The sequence below is a fragment of the Ferribacterium limneticum genome (assembly GCF_020510585.1).
Lineage (GTDB): Bacteria > Pseudomonadota > Gammaproteobacteria > Burkholderiales > Rhodocyclaceae > Azonexus.
In genome coordinates, this window is record NZ_CP075190.1 from 2368848 (window position 1) to 2384281 (window position 15434).

Genomic DNA, 15434 nt, shown 5'->3' on the forward strand with positions numbered 1-15434 from the left:
ATGGTTTAGCAGCAGCCGAGCCGGTTTTCCGTGTCTCGGCGAGCACCACGACCAACAGGGGCGGAATGCCATAAACAATGACCGGGAGTAATTAGTAGTGAAATATCCAAGAAAAAAATATCTTGCTGCCGCCATCGGCGCAGCCTTGATGAGCCTGGCCAGTGGGGCCGGTGCAGCTGGCCCCAGTACCGAAGAGTTGCTCAAGCAGTTGTCCGCACTAAAAGCCACGGTTGAGGCTTTGCAAAAGCAGGTCAAGGATCAGGGCGAGACGCTCGAAAAAACCCGCGAAGTCATTCCCCAGGGCGCTGAAATCGCCACGACGCAGGACGTGGAAGGGGTCCGCTCGCAGCTCGAGGATTACAAATACGACTCGGCCCGCAACCGGGAATACAAGACGGCCCTCTCCTCGCGCGGCCTGACCATCGGCGGGACGCTGACCGGCAGTTACACCAGTTCGACCGAGGCCAGCGCATCGTCCGCCAACAACCCACGCGGCGAAGGGGCGGAAACCTCCTTCGGCGTCAGTGCGACGCTGTCCTTCGCCGGCAACCTCTATCGCGACTACGCCGAGGGACGCAATCTCGACTACCGCCTGGCCTTCGCCTACAGCAATCCCAAACTGGCCAACAACGGTTCAACGAACACGACAGGCCAGGGCGACAGCGTCGTGCGCATGACCGACGCCTACATCCAGTACAAGGTATTGCCCGACACCGGCGCGCTGGAAGAACCCAAGCTCACGGCCACCTTCGGCCAGCAGAAGATTCCGTTCGGTCTTGAAGGCCAGGTTTCCGATGAACTGAAGCCGACGGTGTCGACTGCCCAGTTCCTCGGCGAATCCGCCCTCAACAACATCGGCAAGCGGCAGATCGGCCTGATTTTCCGCGGCGACGTGTTTCCAGAAGCTGACTATGGCTTCAATTACCGCGCCCCAATCGTTGAATACGCCTTCGGCGTAGTGAATGGCAACGGTGCCAACACGGCTGACGACAATTCCCGCAAGGACTACCTGGGCCGCCTCACCTTCACGGTTCCCGCCGATTACAACAGCTGGTTACGACAACTCAAATTCGGCCTGTCCTATTACGACGGCCGCAAGATCCTGACCAACAACGCCGCCACACCCGGTCTGGTCATCGATGCCGGCAAATCGGTTCGCCGCGGCCTTGATGTCTCGTACAACCACAACCCGATCGGTATTACCTACGAACTGGCGGACGGCTCGGACGATGAACTACTGACTGCCGCTCAGGCCGTCACCAACAAGAACACCAGGCGCGTCAACAGGCGGGGCCAGGTTCTGACGCTGTTCTACAACTTCGGCGACATAGCCCAGTGGTCGAAGAACCTGAACAACGTCGGCAAGTTCGACGACTACTGGCCGACCACCTCGCAGGTCTATTACCGCTACGACACCTGGGATCAGAACCGTGATGTCGCCGGTGATGTAAGCCTGAAGCAGACCGTCGGCTACAACCTGTTCTTCGCCCAAACCACCAAATTCCAGATCGGGGCCACCCGGACGCAATACGACAAGGGTCTCGCCAAGCCCAATGCCTGGGATGTCACCGCTCAATTCCAGTACGGCTTTTGATTCGCCCCCGATAACCGAAAGACCATCATGAAAAAATTTGTTTCACTCATTGCCACCGCGTTGATTGCCATTGGCCTGCCTTTGGCAGCCCAGGCTCAGGAAAATCCCAAAGTCGTCCGCATCGCCTTCTCCGGCGCCGGTGTCGGCGGCAAACCGGCATCCTCTGGCGGCGCTCTCGCTACCGCCCACCAGCGCGGCATTCTGGAAAAGGAATTCGCCAAGGACGGTATCAAGGTTGAATGGTCCTTCTTTGTTGGCGCTGGTCCGGCCACCAACGAAGCCCTGGCGCTCAAGAAGATCGACTTCGCCACGCAAGGCGACCTGCCGCTCGTCGTTGCCCGGGCCAACGGGCTACGCACCCGCATCCTGCTGTCGGGTTCCCGGTTCAGCCGCAACTATGTGGTGGTCCCTACGTCGTCGACTATCCAGAGCCTGGAAGACCTGCGCGGCAAGAAGCTGACCGTGCAAAAGGGAACATCCGGCCAACTGACCCTTAACCGCCTACTGGAAAAAGCCGGCCTGAAGGAAACCGACTTGAGAGTCATCGACATGATCGGCGATTCGCAAAAAGCGGCGCTATCGACTGGCGACGTTGATGCAGCCCTTCAGTCCTCGACTGACCTCGTTGTCCGTGGCCTGGTCCGCCGCATCTACAAGGTTGAAGATCCCAAGTTGACAGCGCCGTCGCAAATCTGGGTGTCTGAAGAATTCGAGGCAAAGTACCCGCATATCGTCCAGCGCTTTGTTACTACGCTGGTTCGCGAATCGGCCTGGGTCTCCGACGAGAAAAACCGCGACGAAATATTCCGCCTGTTTGCCAAGACCGGCAACCCGTATTCCGACTACAAGGAAGATTACAAGGGTACCGAATTGCGTGACCGCTTCAGCCCGCTGCTTGATGAGTACTACACGAACAGCCTGGCCAAATCGATTGGCGAAGTGAAGCATTTCCGCTTTGCCCGTCGCGACGCACAGATTGAAGGCTGGGTCGAACCGAAGTATCTGCAGACTGCCTTGAAGGAACTGAAACTCGAAGGCTACTGGGATGAGTTCGACGCCGATGGCAAGCGCAAGAAGGCCGCCGGCAAGTAAATCGCTCCGCCAGGCCGCTGGCCGGGTTGCTCAGCCGATTTCCGGCTGGCCAACCCGGCTTCCACGGTCAACCGGAAATTTTGGCAAATTTTGAAAAGGGAGAATCCCCGTGAGTACGACCCAATCTCTGGACAAGGCGCTGGTCATCGAACCGGGCGCTTCCCTGTTTCCCCGGATCAGCATTCCGTCGCTCGGCGACCTGCCGGCCCGGTTCGGGCGAATCGGACTGGGGATCGTCTTCCCGCTGCTCCTGCTTTATCTCTGGCAGATCGCCACCGAGCGTGTCTGGCTGCCGCCACAACTCTTGCCCGAACCTGCCTTCGTCTGGGAAACGCTGGTCGACATGGTCACCTCCGGCGAACTGGCCGGCCACCTGGCCGTCAGCCTGCAGCGCGTCGCCTGGAGCGTCCTGATCGGCGGCAGCATCGGCCTGGCCATCGGCTTCGCCATGGGCCTGTCGAAAACCGCCAGGGCCTACCTCTATCCGAGCTTCTCGCTCTTCTCGCAATTCCCGGTCATTGCCTGGTCGCCGCTCATGATCATCTTCTTCGGCATCGACGAGGCGCTCAAGATTTCCACCATCACCGTCGCCGTCATCGTCCCCTTCGCCGTCGCCACCTACAAGGGCATCGAGAACGTCCCGGTCAAGCTCATGGAAGTCGGCCGCATCTACCAGTTCAATTTCGCCCAGACGCTCTGGCGCATAGCCCTGCCCGCCGCTCTGCCGGCCATCCTGGGCGGCGTTCGCCAGGGTTGCATGCAGGCCTGGCTGGCGATGGTTTTCGTCGAACTGATGGCGTCCAGTGAAGGCATCGGCTACCTGCTGGTCTATGCCCGCAATCTCATGCAACTCGATGTCGTCATGGTCTGCATGGCGACCATCGGCTTCGTCGGCCTGGTCTTCGACTTCGCGCTCGGCTTCGTCGAACGCCACTTCAGCCGCTGGGCACCGAAAGGACGCTGATCATGGCTTCGTTCAAGGACAAACTCCCCGCCATCGACCCGCGCGGCTTCGTACTGCCGTTGCTGTTCATCATCGTCTGGCAGGCCGTGACCAGCGCCGGCTGGGTCGATACGCGCCTCATCGTTCCCCCTTCAGCCGTCCTCACCGCCGGCTGGAAGTGGCTGAACAGCGGCCAGGCGCTTGAAAGCATAGGCGCCAGCCTGTTCCGCGACGCCAGCGGCTTCACGCTGGGTGCCGCCGGCGGCATCACCATCGGTCTCCTGCTCGGCACCTCACGGCTGGCCAGCACGGTGTTCGGCCCGACCTTCCACACCTTCAAGCACATCTCGATCTTCGCCTGGATTCCCCTGCTCTCCGCCTTCTTCGGGCGCGACGACCTGGCCAAGATCGTCTTCATCGCCTTCGCCACGCTCTACCCGGTCGCCCTGGCCACCATCGAAGGCGTGCGCGCCATAGCGCCGAGCCAGCTCGAAGTTGCCAGGATCTACGGCTTTACGCCTCGTCAGGCCCTCTTCCGCCTCATCCTGCCGGCCGCCTCGCCGCAGATCATCACCGGCCTGCACCTCGGCCTCATCTTCGCCTGGCTGGCCACCATGGGCGCCGAATTCCTCCTCGCCAGCACCGGCGAAGGGCTGGGCATGACCGTCATTCGCGGCCGCGCCGCCTTCCGCGTCGACCTCATCATCTTCGGCATGCTCATCATCGGGGCCTTCGGCATGCTGCTCAACGAACTGGCCACCCGCGCCGAAACCCGCCTGCTCCACTGGCGCGGCCACGCCCGCTGACCTGACAACAGAATCCCCACGGAGAACACCATGGCCCACGCCGGCACCCTCACCATCAACAAGTTGAACAAGCACTACCGCGTCAAGGACAAGAACCTGCACATCCTCGACAACATTTCGCTGTCCATCCGCCCCGGCGAATTCGTCAGCATCGTCGGCTCCAGCGGCTGCGGCAAATCGACTCTGCTGCGCCTCATCATCGGCCTCGAAGCCGACTACCAGGGCGACATCCTGCTCGACGGCAAGCCGATCTCCGGCACCAGCCTCGACCGCGGCATCGTCTTCCAGGAACACCGCCTCTTCCCGTGGCTGACCGTCGAGCAAAACGTCGGTCTGGCGCTCGAAAACTCGACGCTCCCAGCCGAGGAAAAACAACGTTCGATTCAGGAACACATCGAACTCGTCGGCCTGCGCGGCTTCGAAAAAGCCTACCCGCACCAGCTCTCCGGCGGCATGTCGCAGCGCGTCGCCATCGCCCGCGGCCTCGTCAACCGCCCGGAAATCCTGCTCCTCGACGAACCCTTCGGCGCCCTCGACGCCATGACCAAATACAAGCTGCAAAACGAACTGCAACATATCTGGGAAGCCGAAGGCATCACCATGATCCTCGTCACCCACGACGTCGAAGAAGCCATCTACCTCGGCGACCGCGTCGTCATCATGGAACCCCGCCCCGGCCGCATCAAACGCATCCTCCCGGTCAAGCTCCCCCGCCCCCGCAATCGCCTCGACCTCGAATTCGTCCGCATCAAGGAAGAAATCCTTAGCGAGTTTGGCATCTATCAGGAGGCGGAAGAGGAAGAACTGGCAACGTAAGCTCGCGGACCCTCGGTATAAGGCTCGCAACCTTGGGGTTATCGGCCTTTTTAAATACCGTAGTGATTCGGCCAAATCCCTTAACTAACGGCGAGCTGCCGGTTATCGGCCAAAGCCGCCGGTGGAGTAGCGATCAATCTATGGCCGGTATTTCGCCGTAACCGGCCATAGACCATGGAACTTTGTTGAACCACTAATTTTAGCTTCACGCTACTGCAAGATGGTGCCCAGTGCTGACCTTCCCCTATGAGAATGGAGGCCAATCGAGTTCAAACTTCGGAAGTTGTTAGAGCGAAATTTATTTGCTGAAGGCCGTAGCACCATTTGCGTGCAAACGTTTGTGCAAGCGACGGATTGCGTGCCAGGTTCCCAAGAAGACCAGCGGCAAAATTAGCCCAATAGCTTGGTCAACGGATATTTCCAACCCCCATCCTTTGAGCGCCTTCAAGGTATAACCAACCAGGCCTATGCCGTAATAAGAAATGGCCACCACTGAGAGGCCTTCAACCGCCTGCTGCAAGCGTAATTGGAGGTCGGCACTGTTACTCAGGCTTCGAAGGACACTCTGGCTTTGTCGCTCTTGTGCCAGATTCACCCGGGTACGAAGCATATCGTCGGAACGACTGATTTTTTCCGCCAGAGTATCCTGTCGAACTGCTACCGACATGCAGCTATTCATCGCAGGAGCAAGCCGACGTTCCATAAATTCGCCGATCGTAGGTACGCCCTCTATGCGCCGTTCACGCAACTCGCCGATGCGCGCTTCAACGATTTGGTAATAAGCCTGGGCCGCGCTGAAGCGGAATCCCGTCCGAAATGACATGGCGCGCACTTGGGCATCAAGCCGAGAAATCTCCTTTAGCTGTGCTTCAGCATCCTCCTCGATACCTTGCGTACTCATTTGGATACCCAGCGTAATCAAATCCTCCTCGATGCTGCTTAGCAGAGTCCCTGCCTCACGTGCCAGAGGAAGAGCGAGCAGTGCCATCATGAGGTATGTCTCTATTTCGCATATGCGTTGGGCCAGACGCCCCATCTGAGACTCCCGCAAATTGATGTCGCGGATCAGGTATTTCGAAAATCCGTCCGGCCCGACTTGGAAATCCGTCCAAATCTCGCCATCGGACAGTACTTTGCTGCCGACCAACGGCGGCACCGGGAACAAGCTTTTTAGCCGCGTATCGGAAATGCTTAGCGGATTTCCGCGCTCGGCAATTATGTGGGATGCAACGATCACCGACGCACGCAGAGACTCAAGCCAGTCATGCGGCACATGTCGGATAGCCGTATGTTCGAAGTCTGTTCGCCCCTCTCCTGGCTCGACGAAACTAAAGGTCGAGAATTCGGTGTGTCGCTCCCATTTGAGACGGAAATGCCCAAAATCGTGGGCAAAATGCTGCACCCCTTGACCCGGTGCGGCGACACCAAAGCGAGCACACAGCGATTGCAGCAGGCGCTCATGTGACTGCTCTCCGTCATCACTAAATATCGCCAAATGTGATATCAGCGCTGGCGCCTCAAAAACCATGAAAGGTCGCGCGTGAATTTCGCTGGCCAGCGCAAGGCGCTTGGGATGATTAAGCACACAGGAAAGATTCATATATGAGCGAAGTGCCTCAAGAATTCGACAACCGTGGCGACAGGACTTGTTTTAGGTAGGCAGATTCGCGTTCACAGGAATTGATTGCTTTTGCAAGGATCAGCGTGTCTTGCGCAACGAGCCAACGATCAGCAATGTTTAACGCATCCCGTATTACCAGGGACTCTGTTTCATCCGGTCCCCTAGCATTTTCGATTAGCCTTAGAACCACACACTGGCCCTTGTGAATTTCCGCCTGCACCTCTCTATGCCCCTTGAGATAAGCAGCGCTACCGGCAACATTAAGAAATCCTGCAACCGAGCAAACGTAAGCAAAATCAAATGACCCTGCAAGAAGCAAATCCAGATGAATCCGCGGGCCAATAACCAAACGGCAATGTTGCATCGGGGTGAGCAGTTTGGCGACTAGCCTCGGCGAGCGAGAAGATCTTTTCCGCATCTAATTATCCGAACGTACATTTCATGGGCGACCACTTTCAATGCCCATAGTCAGTTCCCGTACGAGGCAATATCTCGTCGTCTATCAGGCCGATAGTATTTAGTACTACCCCTGCATGGCGTAAAGCGACCTTACCAGCACTAGTCAACTCCAAGCCTCGTCGATGCCGTACAAACAGCGCCACACCCAGCTCAGACTCAAGTTTGCTTAGCCGTTGGCTAGCCGACGAGGACGCAAGGCAATTTTGTGCAGCCGCTGCCCTGAGCGTGCCATGCTCGGCAATGGCTGCCAGTAGTTTCAGATCTACGAGGTCATAGGTCATAAAACATTCCTTGCGTTCATGACTGCAAAAAAACTCCCCGATTGCTCGGGGAGATTAAAAGGGTGCTCCGGGGGACAAAGCACCACAAAGGAGTCGTTGTTATTAACCGCGATCAGAACTGGTAGCTGTAGTCGATGTAAAAACGGTGCTGCTCCCATTCCTGCCTGGGCATTCCCTTGATGGTCGCCGTAGTAGAGCCATTTTCGACATGCGAGTCATAGTTCATGTAGATATAGCGAGCACTAAGGTTTTTGACGAAGGGAATCGCGTACTGAAGATCGAATTCACGATAGTTTTCGCTGCCCTTAGCCAAGTTCTCCCGATTGCTGCTCTTGGCGCCTGTGCCACGAGCATATTTGAAGCCGGCTTTCAAACCTGGTACGTACTCTTTGAAATCGTAGGCTAGACGAATGGACCCTACCAATTCATCCCGATTGCTCAGGTCGGGCCCAAGTCCTGCTGACGTAGGGAAAGGATTGCTTCCGTGGTCTTGGGTCAAACTGCCGGTCTTCGTTGCATCGACAGCGAAATTGTCTTCGATCCAGAAGCCATCAAATTTCGCAATAGCAGCACCCAATGTAAAGTTGCTGACTTTCCATTCGCCATCGATGTAGACACCCAAGCCGTCGTTCGTAAGGCGGGAGGTTCCCGTGCAGTCGAGCTCCTTCTCGGCTGAGCAGACAAACAGCGAACCCGCATCGCGTGACGTAAACAATCCGCCTGATATCTTTAGGGAATTTTTGTCGAAGGGGATTGTGTAAGCACCAACCAGACCGAACTTCGACAAATAGTTCTTCGAATTCAGGTATTCGGCCGTTACCAGAAGCGGGCCATTTGCATATGAGGCACCGAAAATGCTGATGTAATCGATTTCATTGGCAACCCCGACGGCCGTTGCCTCAGTTTTGAATTTCTCGAATTCACCGGTACTGCGAGCACGCCACTGGTCATAGATGGCCCCATAGATGGTGAGACCATCGATTGGCTTAACCAAGGCGCTAGCACCGGAATAGGTGTCAGGTACAGCACGTGTAGCGGTGCTTTTTAGCAGCAAACTATTCTGGATTTGACGCCCGACCTTCAGTTGAGCGATATCTTGATACTTTAGCTTCACCAGTGCCTGGCCGGCAGTGACGTAGGAGTCCTCAAGTTGTCCGTTATTGCCGACATCGACCAAGTTGCTGGTTGGCGTCCCGCTATCGCCAATTTTTGCGACACCGTAGAGCGATGCATCGACCCCGATAAAGCTCGCCCAATATGGCGAGGCGTAATTAATCTGAACACCCAGAGCACTTTGCTCATAGCTGCTTGCCTTTGGGCTGGGGGTCGTACTGGTCGGGTACACCAGGCTATCGTCGTTCCAATAAACCGCACGTGCCTTCAGTTCCAGCTTGTGTTCCCCTTCTGCGGCGAAGGCTGCTACTGGCAGCATCAGGCCAGCAATCAGTGCATGCAGCAGATTTCTCTTGATTCTGTTACTCATTGTGACTCCTCCGTAAATTCCGATCTGCCATCCCAGATGGGGCAAACTCGACCAAGCTCACACTCCAGGAGTTGGTGAATTACAGTTTATGGAATCGATTAAATTGCGTGAAATGAATATAGGGTTCGTATTGATGCCAATATCGCATTAACGTCTGACTTGTTGGCTTAGGCAAGCAAGCCCGCCTCTGCAGGGAGTAAAACGATGCCTTTGAACAGTTTTCGGGCTGTCCGAATCAATCCGGCAGAGACGATGTCAGGCTCCTGCGCAGAAAGCTCGCCATTTACATGAAGCCTGATCTCCAAGGTGCCAGCTGGTTGCTCAATGCGAACAAGACTGGGCTCAGCCTCGTCCAGCCTGGCGACACGATTCACTACTGTTCCAGGCAGGATGCTGGCTGCGGACAAACAAAGGGCGCCTGTAACGGCATAGGCGGAATGGCAACTCCACGGCGTGAAGTAGCGCGAGGCAATAACACCTTTGCCTCGTGGTGATGCGACCAACGCGATTTTCGGCAGGACCTTGCCGCGGACGTCGCCCATTCCTGCTTTTTCTGCAATCTGTAGGCGTATCGATTCGAGTCGGGTTTTCAAATTGCTGTCTGCATCCAGTTCTTTCTTGCTCTCATGACCAGTCTTGCCCACGGCTTCAGCCGGGACGAAAACAAGCGGCGTAGCGAAATCGATCAAGGAAACCTCGATCCCATCGATCACATCAAGCCGGTTACCTGTCGGGAACAAGCGCCCCGTCTTTGCACCAGTGGCATTCTTGAAATTCAGCTCTATCGGGGCACCGCTGCCAGGGACCCCATCGATTCTTGTCTCCCCATCATAGGTGACCATTCCACCAGGGGTTTGAATAAGCGCCTCGACGACTTTCTGTGTGTTTATATTAAATATTCGTAAAGTGGTTACCGGTGAAGAAGCGGAAACCAGAGCATTTTCAATAGCAAATGGCCCAACACCCGCCAGCATATTGCCGCAATTTGGTGTCGTATCGACAGTTGCCGTTTCTACGGAAACCTGGGCAAACAGGTAGTCGATATCAATACCTGGGCGTGTTGATTTGCTGACGATAACGACCTTGCTGGTCAAGGTGTCGCCACCGCCGATGCCATCTATCTGCCGCACATGTGGAGAGCCCATGGCAGCCAGCAGTAGTTGATCTCGTGCAACCGGATCAGCAGGCAGATCACTGGCATGAAAATACGGCCCTTTGGATGTACCACCGCGCATCAAGGTACAGGGAATACTGAGCAACATAGCGATCATCTCCAATGGGTTGGCTAATGAGCGCTATTGTTTTGCCTGCGGCCAACTACGTGAAGTGAATTAATTTCAAACATTATTGCGAATATCGCAACACAAGACATTTACGTCGCAATTTACCCCCTGATTCCCTCCAGAACGAAGGCCCTGACATGAGTGAATGCCTCGCAAAAGTATGACTCGTATGTATCTCGCTCAACGAATCCAAGATGGGGGGTACAAAGGATCTGCGGCACGCCGAGGTACTCGCGGACACCATCCGGTTCATCGGTAAAGACGTCCAGAGCGGCGGCTCCCGGACGGCCCTTGCGAACAGCAGAAAGGAGTGCACCAGGGACCAGCAATTCTGCCCGGCTGGTATTAACCAGCAACGCGTCAGGCCGTAGGCAGGCCAGATCATCTTCACTTATTAGATGTCGTGTTTCAGGGCACATTCTGAGATGCAAGGTGAGCACATCGAGTCGTTTCAGGAAGCCAGACCGGTCGGTGACAAACTCGAATCCGTCCGATAGAGCTGCTTGTTTCGATTGCTCGCGCCCATGCACTAGCACGGTCATGCCGAAAGCACGGCCAATCAAGGCAACGCGTTTGCCAATTTTTCCGTAGCCCCAGATGCCAAGCGTTCGCCCGCTCACTACCCGCCCCAGCGATTCGTCTGCAATTTCCGCAACACTACGCTGCCAGTTACCTTGCTTGAGCTGTTGGGCATACGGCACCAATCGACGCGATGCAGCCAAAATGAGAGCCCACGTCAGTTCGGCCGGAGCAATCGGGTTGCCACTTCCGTCCTTGACCGGAATCCCCCTTCTGCTGCATGCCTCGAGATCGATGCAGTTACTTAAGCGACCAGTCTGGACAATCAATCTCAATCGGGGCAGCGCCTCAATCAGGCTAGAAGAAATTCGGGTTCGTTCACGGATAAGTACGAGGCAGTCAGTTTGCGCAAGAATTTCGGCCAGCCTCCCCTCCTCGCGAACGTGCTCGGTGATGATCTCCAGATCGACATTCAGGTCGTCCAGAATGCGCACGGCGTCAAGACGGGCGACGACACCCTGATAATCGTCGAGCACGGTTACTTTCGTCATGATTCTTGCCCCTTATTTGGGTGTTTGATGCCCAACCGCGCGTAGATCGGCCGCAAATACATGCGAAACAGTTCCAGCCGAAAAAAGAAGAACAGCGCTGCCGCGATCAGAAGGATGCCCATCAAGATCAAGCTCTCACCCGGTCCGCAGTAATCAGCCAGCGCTCCACTGAGCAGACCGCCAAGCGCAGCGGCCCCGAGATTGGCTGCGCTGTAGAGCGACAGCACACGGCCACGCAAGTGTTCGGGCACGATCGTTTGCAGGATCGTATTGCTCGAAGCGTTGCCGCTGACCAGCGCAAAACCGAGCAGGAACAACATCATGCTCGCCAACCAGATGTCCCTGGACAAGGCAAAGGCTAGCAGCGAGAAACCCGCCAGCAAATTAGCAAAAGCAACGGTGCCGCTCAGTCCACGCACACTGCGGCGGCTGGCCAGCATCAGTGACGCCAGCAGTGCCCCGGCCCCGGCACAACCAAGCAAAAGCCCCAGGGCTTCCGGGCCGCCGCGAAAAACATCCCGGGCGAATGCCGGCATCAGCGGAATGTAATTTGCAGCCAGGAAGTTCAGCAGAGCGACCTGCCAGAGAATGTGGCGAACGGAAAAGCTCTGGCGGACAAAAGCCATCCCCTCGCACATCACATCGGCGAAGGCGGCGGAACTGTGCGCTTGTGGGCTTGTCCTCAAATGCGACATGACACCAATGATGGCGACAAAGGAAAGGGCATTCAGGGCGAAACACGCCGCCTCGGATGTTTGCGCGAGGATGGCGCCGGCCAGCGGAGGGCCGATGAAACGTGCCAGATTGAAAAACAGCGAATTGAGGGCGATGGCATTAGGCAAATCCTGCCGATCTTGCACGAGCTGACTGGTATAGGCATGACGCAGGGGTACATCGAAACTGTTGAGAATGCCGAAGGCTCCAGCCGCGACCAGGATATGCCAGGGAGCGACCAAGCCCGTCCAGGTCAGCACCGCCAGACATACCGCCTGCAGCAGCATGCCGAGTTGCACGACCATCATCAGATGCCGGATATTCGAACGGTCAATGATGATACCTGCCAAAGGCGAAACGACCAGTTGGGGTATTTGCGCCAGGAAAGCGACCGTTCCGAGCAGCATTGCCGAACCGCTCAGCCGATAAACCAGCCACCCAAGTGCGACCTGCTGTATCCAGTTGCCGAGGATAGAAACTGCCTGGCCAGCAAAGTAGAGGCGATAGCTGGGCTGGCGCATGGCCCGCCAGGCATGAGCCCGGTGTTTCATGGATGAAAACCGGATGGCTTCAACCATCCGGCGTTAGGGCAAGAGCATGGCATCGGTGGCTATGCGCCTGGAGTTACTCGGAGCCCAGTTGCAGGTTGTTCGGCTGCCGCTTCTCTATTGACCATTTGAGCAGAGAAGCCGAGCGGAAGATGCCATGGGCAAACTTGCCGTAAGGCAGCGTAAGGAACAGCGCCATCACAACCCCGAGATGCACGGCCAGCAACAAGCCCATGACCGCTGTGTCGCGCAGGCCAAGGAGCAGGAGTCCGGTCAGGCTGGTCAGGAAAAGGAGTGCGATGAAACCGCGATCCATCGGTTTTTGTTCGACGTCACCATGCCAGGGATGGCGCTTGAGATTCAACCAAAGCAGGCCGGCCGGGCCGATGAGCAGACCTATCCCGCCGGCGATGCCGAGGAGTACCGGCAGGCTGCTCACTGCGTAGGGCGCGTGCAGGTCGAGCAGGTAGTGGTAGAGCGTCGCTACGCTGGTTGCAGCGAAACACAGCATGAATCCGTAGAAAGTGAAGTGATGGAAGCGGCGACGCAGTAGGGTAAAAGCATCGTCGGCGTTATTGCAGCCCATGCCGTGACCGCCGTCCAGATACTTCAGTTGCAACACGTTGCCAGCCGCCTCGGCGCCAGCCTCGCCGCTGATCTCGCCGGGCGATATTTCACCCCAGAAGCGGCGTACACCGAGGGTCAAGGCAAGCACCGCGAACGCGAAGACGGCACCGAACATCAGGGCCAGCGTGTTGTGCGGAAAGATGGCGTAGAAGTTGCCAGCCAGCGGCGCATGCAGGATGCCACCGGTGACCTGCAAGGTCAGTACCAGGAACAGCGCCAGGCCAGCGGCCAGGGCCAGCGCCATCGTCGTCCCGTTGTTCTTGTAGAGGCCGCCGAATGCCTGCGGCCAAGCATAGGTGGCATAGGTTTCACCGCGCACCTTGGCCATTGCCTGCGGCACATTCACCGCAAACTCATGTGGCGGCGCGTACTGGCAGGCATGCAGGCAGGAGCCGCAGTTATGGCAGAGATTGGCCAGGTAATGGATGTCGGCCTTGCCAAATTCCAGCCGCCGGGTCATCGCCGGAAAAACGGCGCAGAAACCTTCGCAGTAGCGGCAGGCGTTGCAGATTGTCATGATGCGGCCAACTTCAGCCTCCTTGTCGCTCAGGCGAACCTCGCCAATGGCTAATTCGCCGGCCTCGTTGACCAGTTTTTTAAGCGCCTGCATGTTGTGCTCCTTGCTTCAATGCTGCCTGGGCAGCCTGCGCACCTGCGATGCGCCCGAATACGGTGCCAATGGTCATGCCGACCCCGGCGGTATAACCCTTGCCGAGGACGTTGCCAGCCATCATTTCGCCGGCAACGAATAGGTTGCGGCTGGGTTGGCCGGCGAAATGCACGGCGGCATGCTCATCGACCTTCAAGCCGAGGTAGGTAAAGGTGATGCCCGGTTTCAGCGGGTAGGCGTAGAACGGCGCCGTGTCGAGCGGCAGTGCCCAGTGGGTCTTGGCCGGGGTGACGCCTTCGGTATGGCAGTCGTCGAGCGCCGTGTGGTCGAAGGTGCCGACCCGGCAACCGGCGTTGTAGTCGCCCACCGTGCGGACAAAGGCTTCTGCGTCGAGGCCGAGCTGGCCGGCCAGCTCTTCCAGCGTATTGGCCCTGGCTCCGGGAAAAACCGGCGGCATGAACCGCCCGACCGCCTTGGCGTCGATGACCGAATAACCGACCTGTCCTGGTTGCTGGGCGACGAGGCGGCCCCAGATGGCGTAACGCTTCGGCCAGAAGTCCTCGCCTTCGTCGTAGAAACGCTGAGCGAACTTGTTCACCACGATACCGAGCGAGACGCAGTCGATGCGGGTGCAGATGCCGCCATCGTAGAGCGGAGCGCGAGCATCGATAGCAACGCAGTGCGACTGCGAAGGATCGCCAATGAAGTCGGCGCCAGCGCCCTGCATGGCTTTGAGCAGTACGCCCTGATTGAAACGGGTGCCGCGGATGGCGAAATTGTCGGCAGGCCATTCGCCGTCGTCATTCTGGCCCCAGGCTTCGCGCAGCCATTCGCGGTTGGACTCAAAGCCGCCGGCCGCCATTACGCAAGCCTTGGCGGTGATCCGTTGGCTGCCGACCCAGGCTGCCTGGAACAGGCCATCAACGACTTCCATACGGTCAACCGGAGATTCATAGCGAATTTCAACACCCAGCGCTTCGGCACTGCGATAGTAGGCGTTGACCAGGGCTTTGCCGCCGCCCATGAAAAAGGCATTGGTCCGCGACAGTTGTAGCGTGCCCGACAACGAGGGCTGGAAATGTACGCCGTGCCGGCGCATCCAGCTCCGGCACTTGGATGATTCGCGGATCGCCAGGCGGGCCAGTTGTTCGTTGGTATTGCCCCCGGTGACTTTGAGCAGATCCTGCCAGAACTCCTCTTCCGGGTAGGCCTCGGTCAGCACGTCCTGCGGCGCATCGTGCATGCAGCGCAAGTTGCGGGTATGGCTGGAATTGCCGCCACGACGATCACTCGGCGCCGCTTCCAGCAACAGCACCGAGGCGCCAGCCTCACGGGCCATCAGGGCCGCACACAGCGCTGCATTGCCGCCGCCGATAACCAGCACATCGACGGCGTTGGAATTGTTGTCACTCATCATTCGCTCCTTTTGAGCCCTTGTTGATTTCAGCGAAGACACTATCTCGCATCGGTGCGGCGACTCCCTAAGC

The 15434-nt window shown here is 57.5% G+C and carries 14 protein-coding genes; 5 read left to right on the forward strand and 9 right to left on the reverse strand.

Annotation, left to right across the window (positions count from 1 at the left end):
• Positions 1-97: 97 nt before the first annotated feature.
• From KI613_RS11620 to KI613_RS11640, 5 genes are all read left to right on the forward strand, one after another.
• Entirely contained in the window at positions 98-1594 is a 1497-nt protein-coding gene (locus tag KI613_RS11620) for an OprO/OprP family phosphate-selective porin (RefSeq protein WP_226399586.1), read from the forward strand.
• Positions 1595-1621: 27 nt separating this feature from the next.
• Positions 1622-2686, forward strand: a complete 1065-nt coding sequence (locus KI613_RS11625; RefSeq protein ID WP_226399587.1) for an ABC transporter substrate-binding protein — start codon at positions 1622-1624, stop codon at positions 2684-2686.
• 109 nt (positions 2687-2795) lie between these two features.
• On the forward strand, positions 2796-3650 hold the full coding sequence (locus KI613_RS11630; protein ID WP_226399588.1) for an ABC transporter permease: 855 nt from the start codon (positions 2796-2798) through the stop codon (positions 3648-3650).
• 2 nt (positions 3651-3652) lie between these two features.
• Positions 3653-4435, forward strand: coding sequence for an ABC transporter permease (locus KI613_RS11635; RefSeq protein ID WP_226399589.1), 783 nt, complete (start codon positions 3653-3655; stop codon positions 4433-4435).
• 30 nt (positions 4436-4465) lie between these two features.
• Entirely contained in the window at positions 4466-5251 is a 786-nt protein-coding gene (locus KI613_RS11640) for an ABC transporter ATP-binding protein (protein ID WP_226399590.1), read from the forward strand.
• 298 nt (positions 5252-5549) lie between these two features.
• Here KI613_RS11640 and KI613_RS11645 read toward each other — a convergent pair whose 3' ends face one another.
• From KI613_RS11645 to tcuA, 9 genes are all read right to left on the reverse strand, one after another.
• On the reverse strand, positions 5550-6836 hold the full coding sequence (locus KI613_RS11645) for a DUF3422 family protein (protein WP_226399591.1): 1287 nt from the start codon (positions 6834-6836) through the stop codon (positions 5550-5552).
• Positions 6837-6867: 31 nt separating this feature from the next.
• On the reverse strand, positions 6868-7290 hold the full coding sequence (locus KI613_RS11650; protein WP_226399592.1) for a hypothetical protein: 423 nt from the start codon (positions 7288-7290) through the stop codon (positions 6868-6870).
• Between the two features lie 37 nt (positions 7291-7327).
• The gene (locus KI613_RS11655) at positions 7328-7612 is read right to left on the reverse strand and encodes a helix-turn-helix domain-containing protein (protein WP_226399594.1); all 285 of its coding nucleotides are present in this window, start codon (positions 7610-7612) and stop codon (positions 7328-7330) included.
• Positions 7613-7724: 112 nt separating this feature from the next.
• A complete protein-coding gene (locus KI613_RS11660; protein WP_226399596.1) occupies positions 7725-9095 on the reverse strand; it encodes an OprD family outer membrane porin in 1371 nt (456 codons plus the stop codon).
• Between the two features lie 167 nt (positions 9096-9262).
• Positions 9263-10357, reverse strand: coding sequence for a 4-oxalomesaconate tautomerase (locus KI613_RS11665; protein ID WP_226399598.1), 1095 nt, complete (start codon positions 10355-10357; stop codon positions 9263-9265).
• Between the two features lie 122 nt (positions 10358-10479).
• Positions 10480-11448, reverse strand: a complete 969-nt coding sequence (locus KI613_RS11670; RefSeq protein WP_226399600.1) for a D-2-hydroxyacid dehydrogenase family protein — start codon at positions 11446-11448, stop codon at positions 10480-10482.
• Complete coding sequence (locus tag KI613_RS11675) at positions 11445-12740, reverse strand: MFS transporter (protein ID WP_226399601.1); 1296 nt, start codon at positions 12738-12740, stop codon at positions 11445-11447. The genes KI613_RS11670 and KI613_RS11675 overlap by 4 nt, the downstream gene beginning before the upstream one ends.
• A gap of 46 nt (positions 12741-12786) precedes the next feature.
• Positions 12787-13947: a tricarballylate utilization 4Fe-4S protein TcuB gene (gene tcuB, locus KI613_RS11680; protein ID WP_226399603.1), complete on the reverse strand. Its 1161-nt coding sequence runs from the start codon at positions 13945-13947 to the stop codon at positions 12787-12789.
• Positions 13934-15361 (reverse strand): FAD-dependent tricarballylate dehydrogenase TcuA, encoded by a 1428-nt coding sequence (tcuA, locus tag KI613_RS11685; RefSeq protein WP_226399605.1) that lies wholly within the window; start codon positions 15359-15361, stop codon positions 13934-13936. Before tcuA ends, tcuB begins: the two co-directional genes overlap by 14 nt.
• Positions 15362-15434: the final 73 nt, after the last annotated feature.

Excerpts from the sequence above, each read along its gene's own strand:
- KI613_RS11635 (WP_226399589.1), top strand. The coding sequence starts at position 3,653 with ATGGCTTCGTTCAAGGACAAACTCCCCGCCATCGACCCGCGCGGCTTC.
- KI613_RS11625 (WP_226399587.1), top strand. The coding sequence starts at position 1,622 with ATGAAAAAATTTGTTTCACTCATTGCCACCGCGTTGATTGCCATTGGC.
- KI613_RS11665 (WP_226399598.1), bottom strand. The coding sequence starts at position 10,357 with ATGTTGCTCAGTATTCCCTGTACCTTGATGCGCGGTGGTACATCCAAA.
- KI613_RS11670 (WP_226399600.1), bottom strand. The coding sequence starts at position 11,448 with ATGACGAAAGTAACCGTGCTCGACGATTATCAGGGTGTCGTCGCCCGT.
- KI613_RS11675 (WP_226399601.1), bottom strand. The coding sequence starts at position 12,740 with ATGGTTGAAGCCATCCGGTTTTCATCCATGAAACACCGGGCTCATGCC.
- tcuB (WP_226399603.1), bottom strand. The coding sequence starts at position 13,947 with ATGCAGGCGCTTAAAAAACTGGTCAACGAGGCCGGCGAATTAGCCATT.
- KI613_RS11660 (WP_226399596.1), bottom strand. The coding sequence starts at position 9,095 with ATGAGTAACAGAATCAAGAGAAATCTGCTGCATGCACTGATTGCTGGC.
- tcuA (WP_226399605.1), bottom strand. The coding sequence starts at position 15,361 with ATGAGTGACAACAATTCCAACGCCGTCGATGTGCTGGTTATCGGCGGC.
- KI613_RS11655 (WP_226399594.1), bottom strand. The coding sequence starts at position 7,612 with ATGACCTATGACCTCGTAGATCTGAAACTACTGGCAGCCATTGCCGAG.
- KI613_RS11650 (WP_226399592.1), bottom strand. The coding sequence starts at position 7,290 with ATGCGGAAAAGATCTTCTCGCTCGCCGAGGCTAGTCGCCAAACTGCTC.
- KI613_RS11640 (WP_226399590.1), top strand. The coding sequence starts at position 4,466 with ATGGCCCACGCCGGCACCCTCACCATCAACAAGTTGAACAAGCACTAC.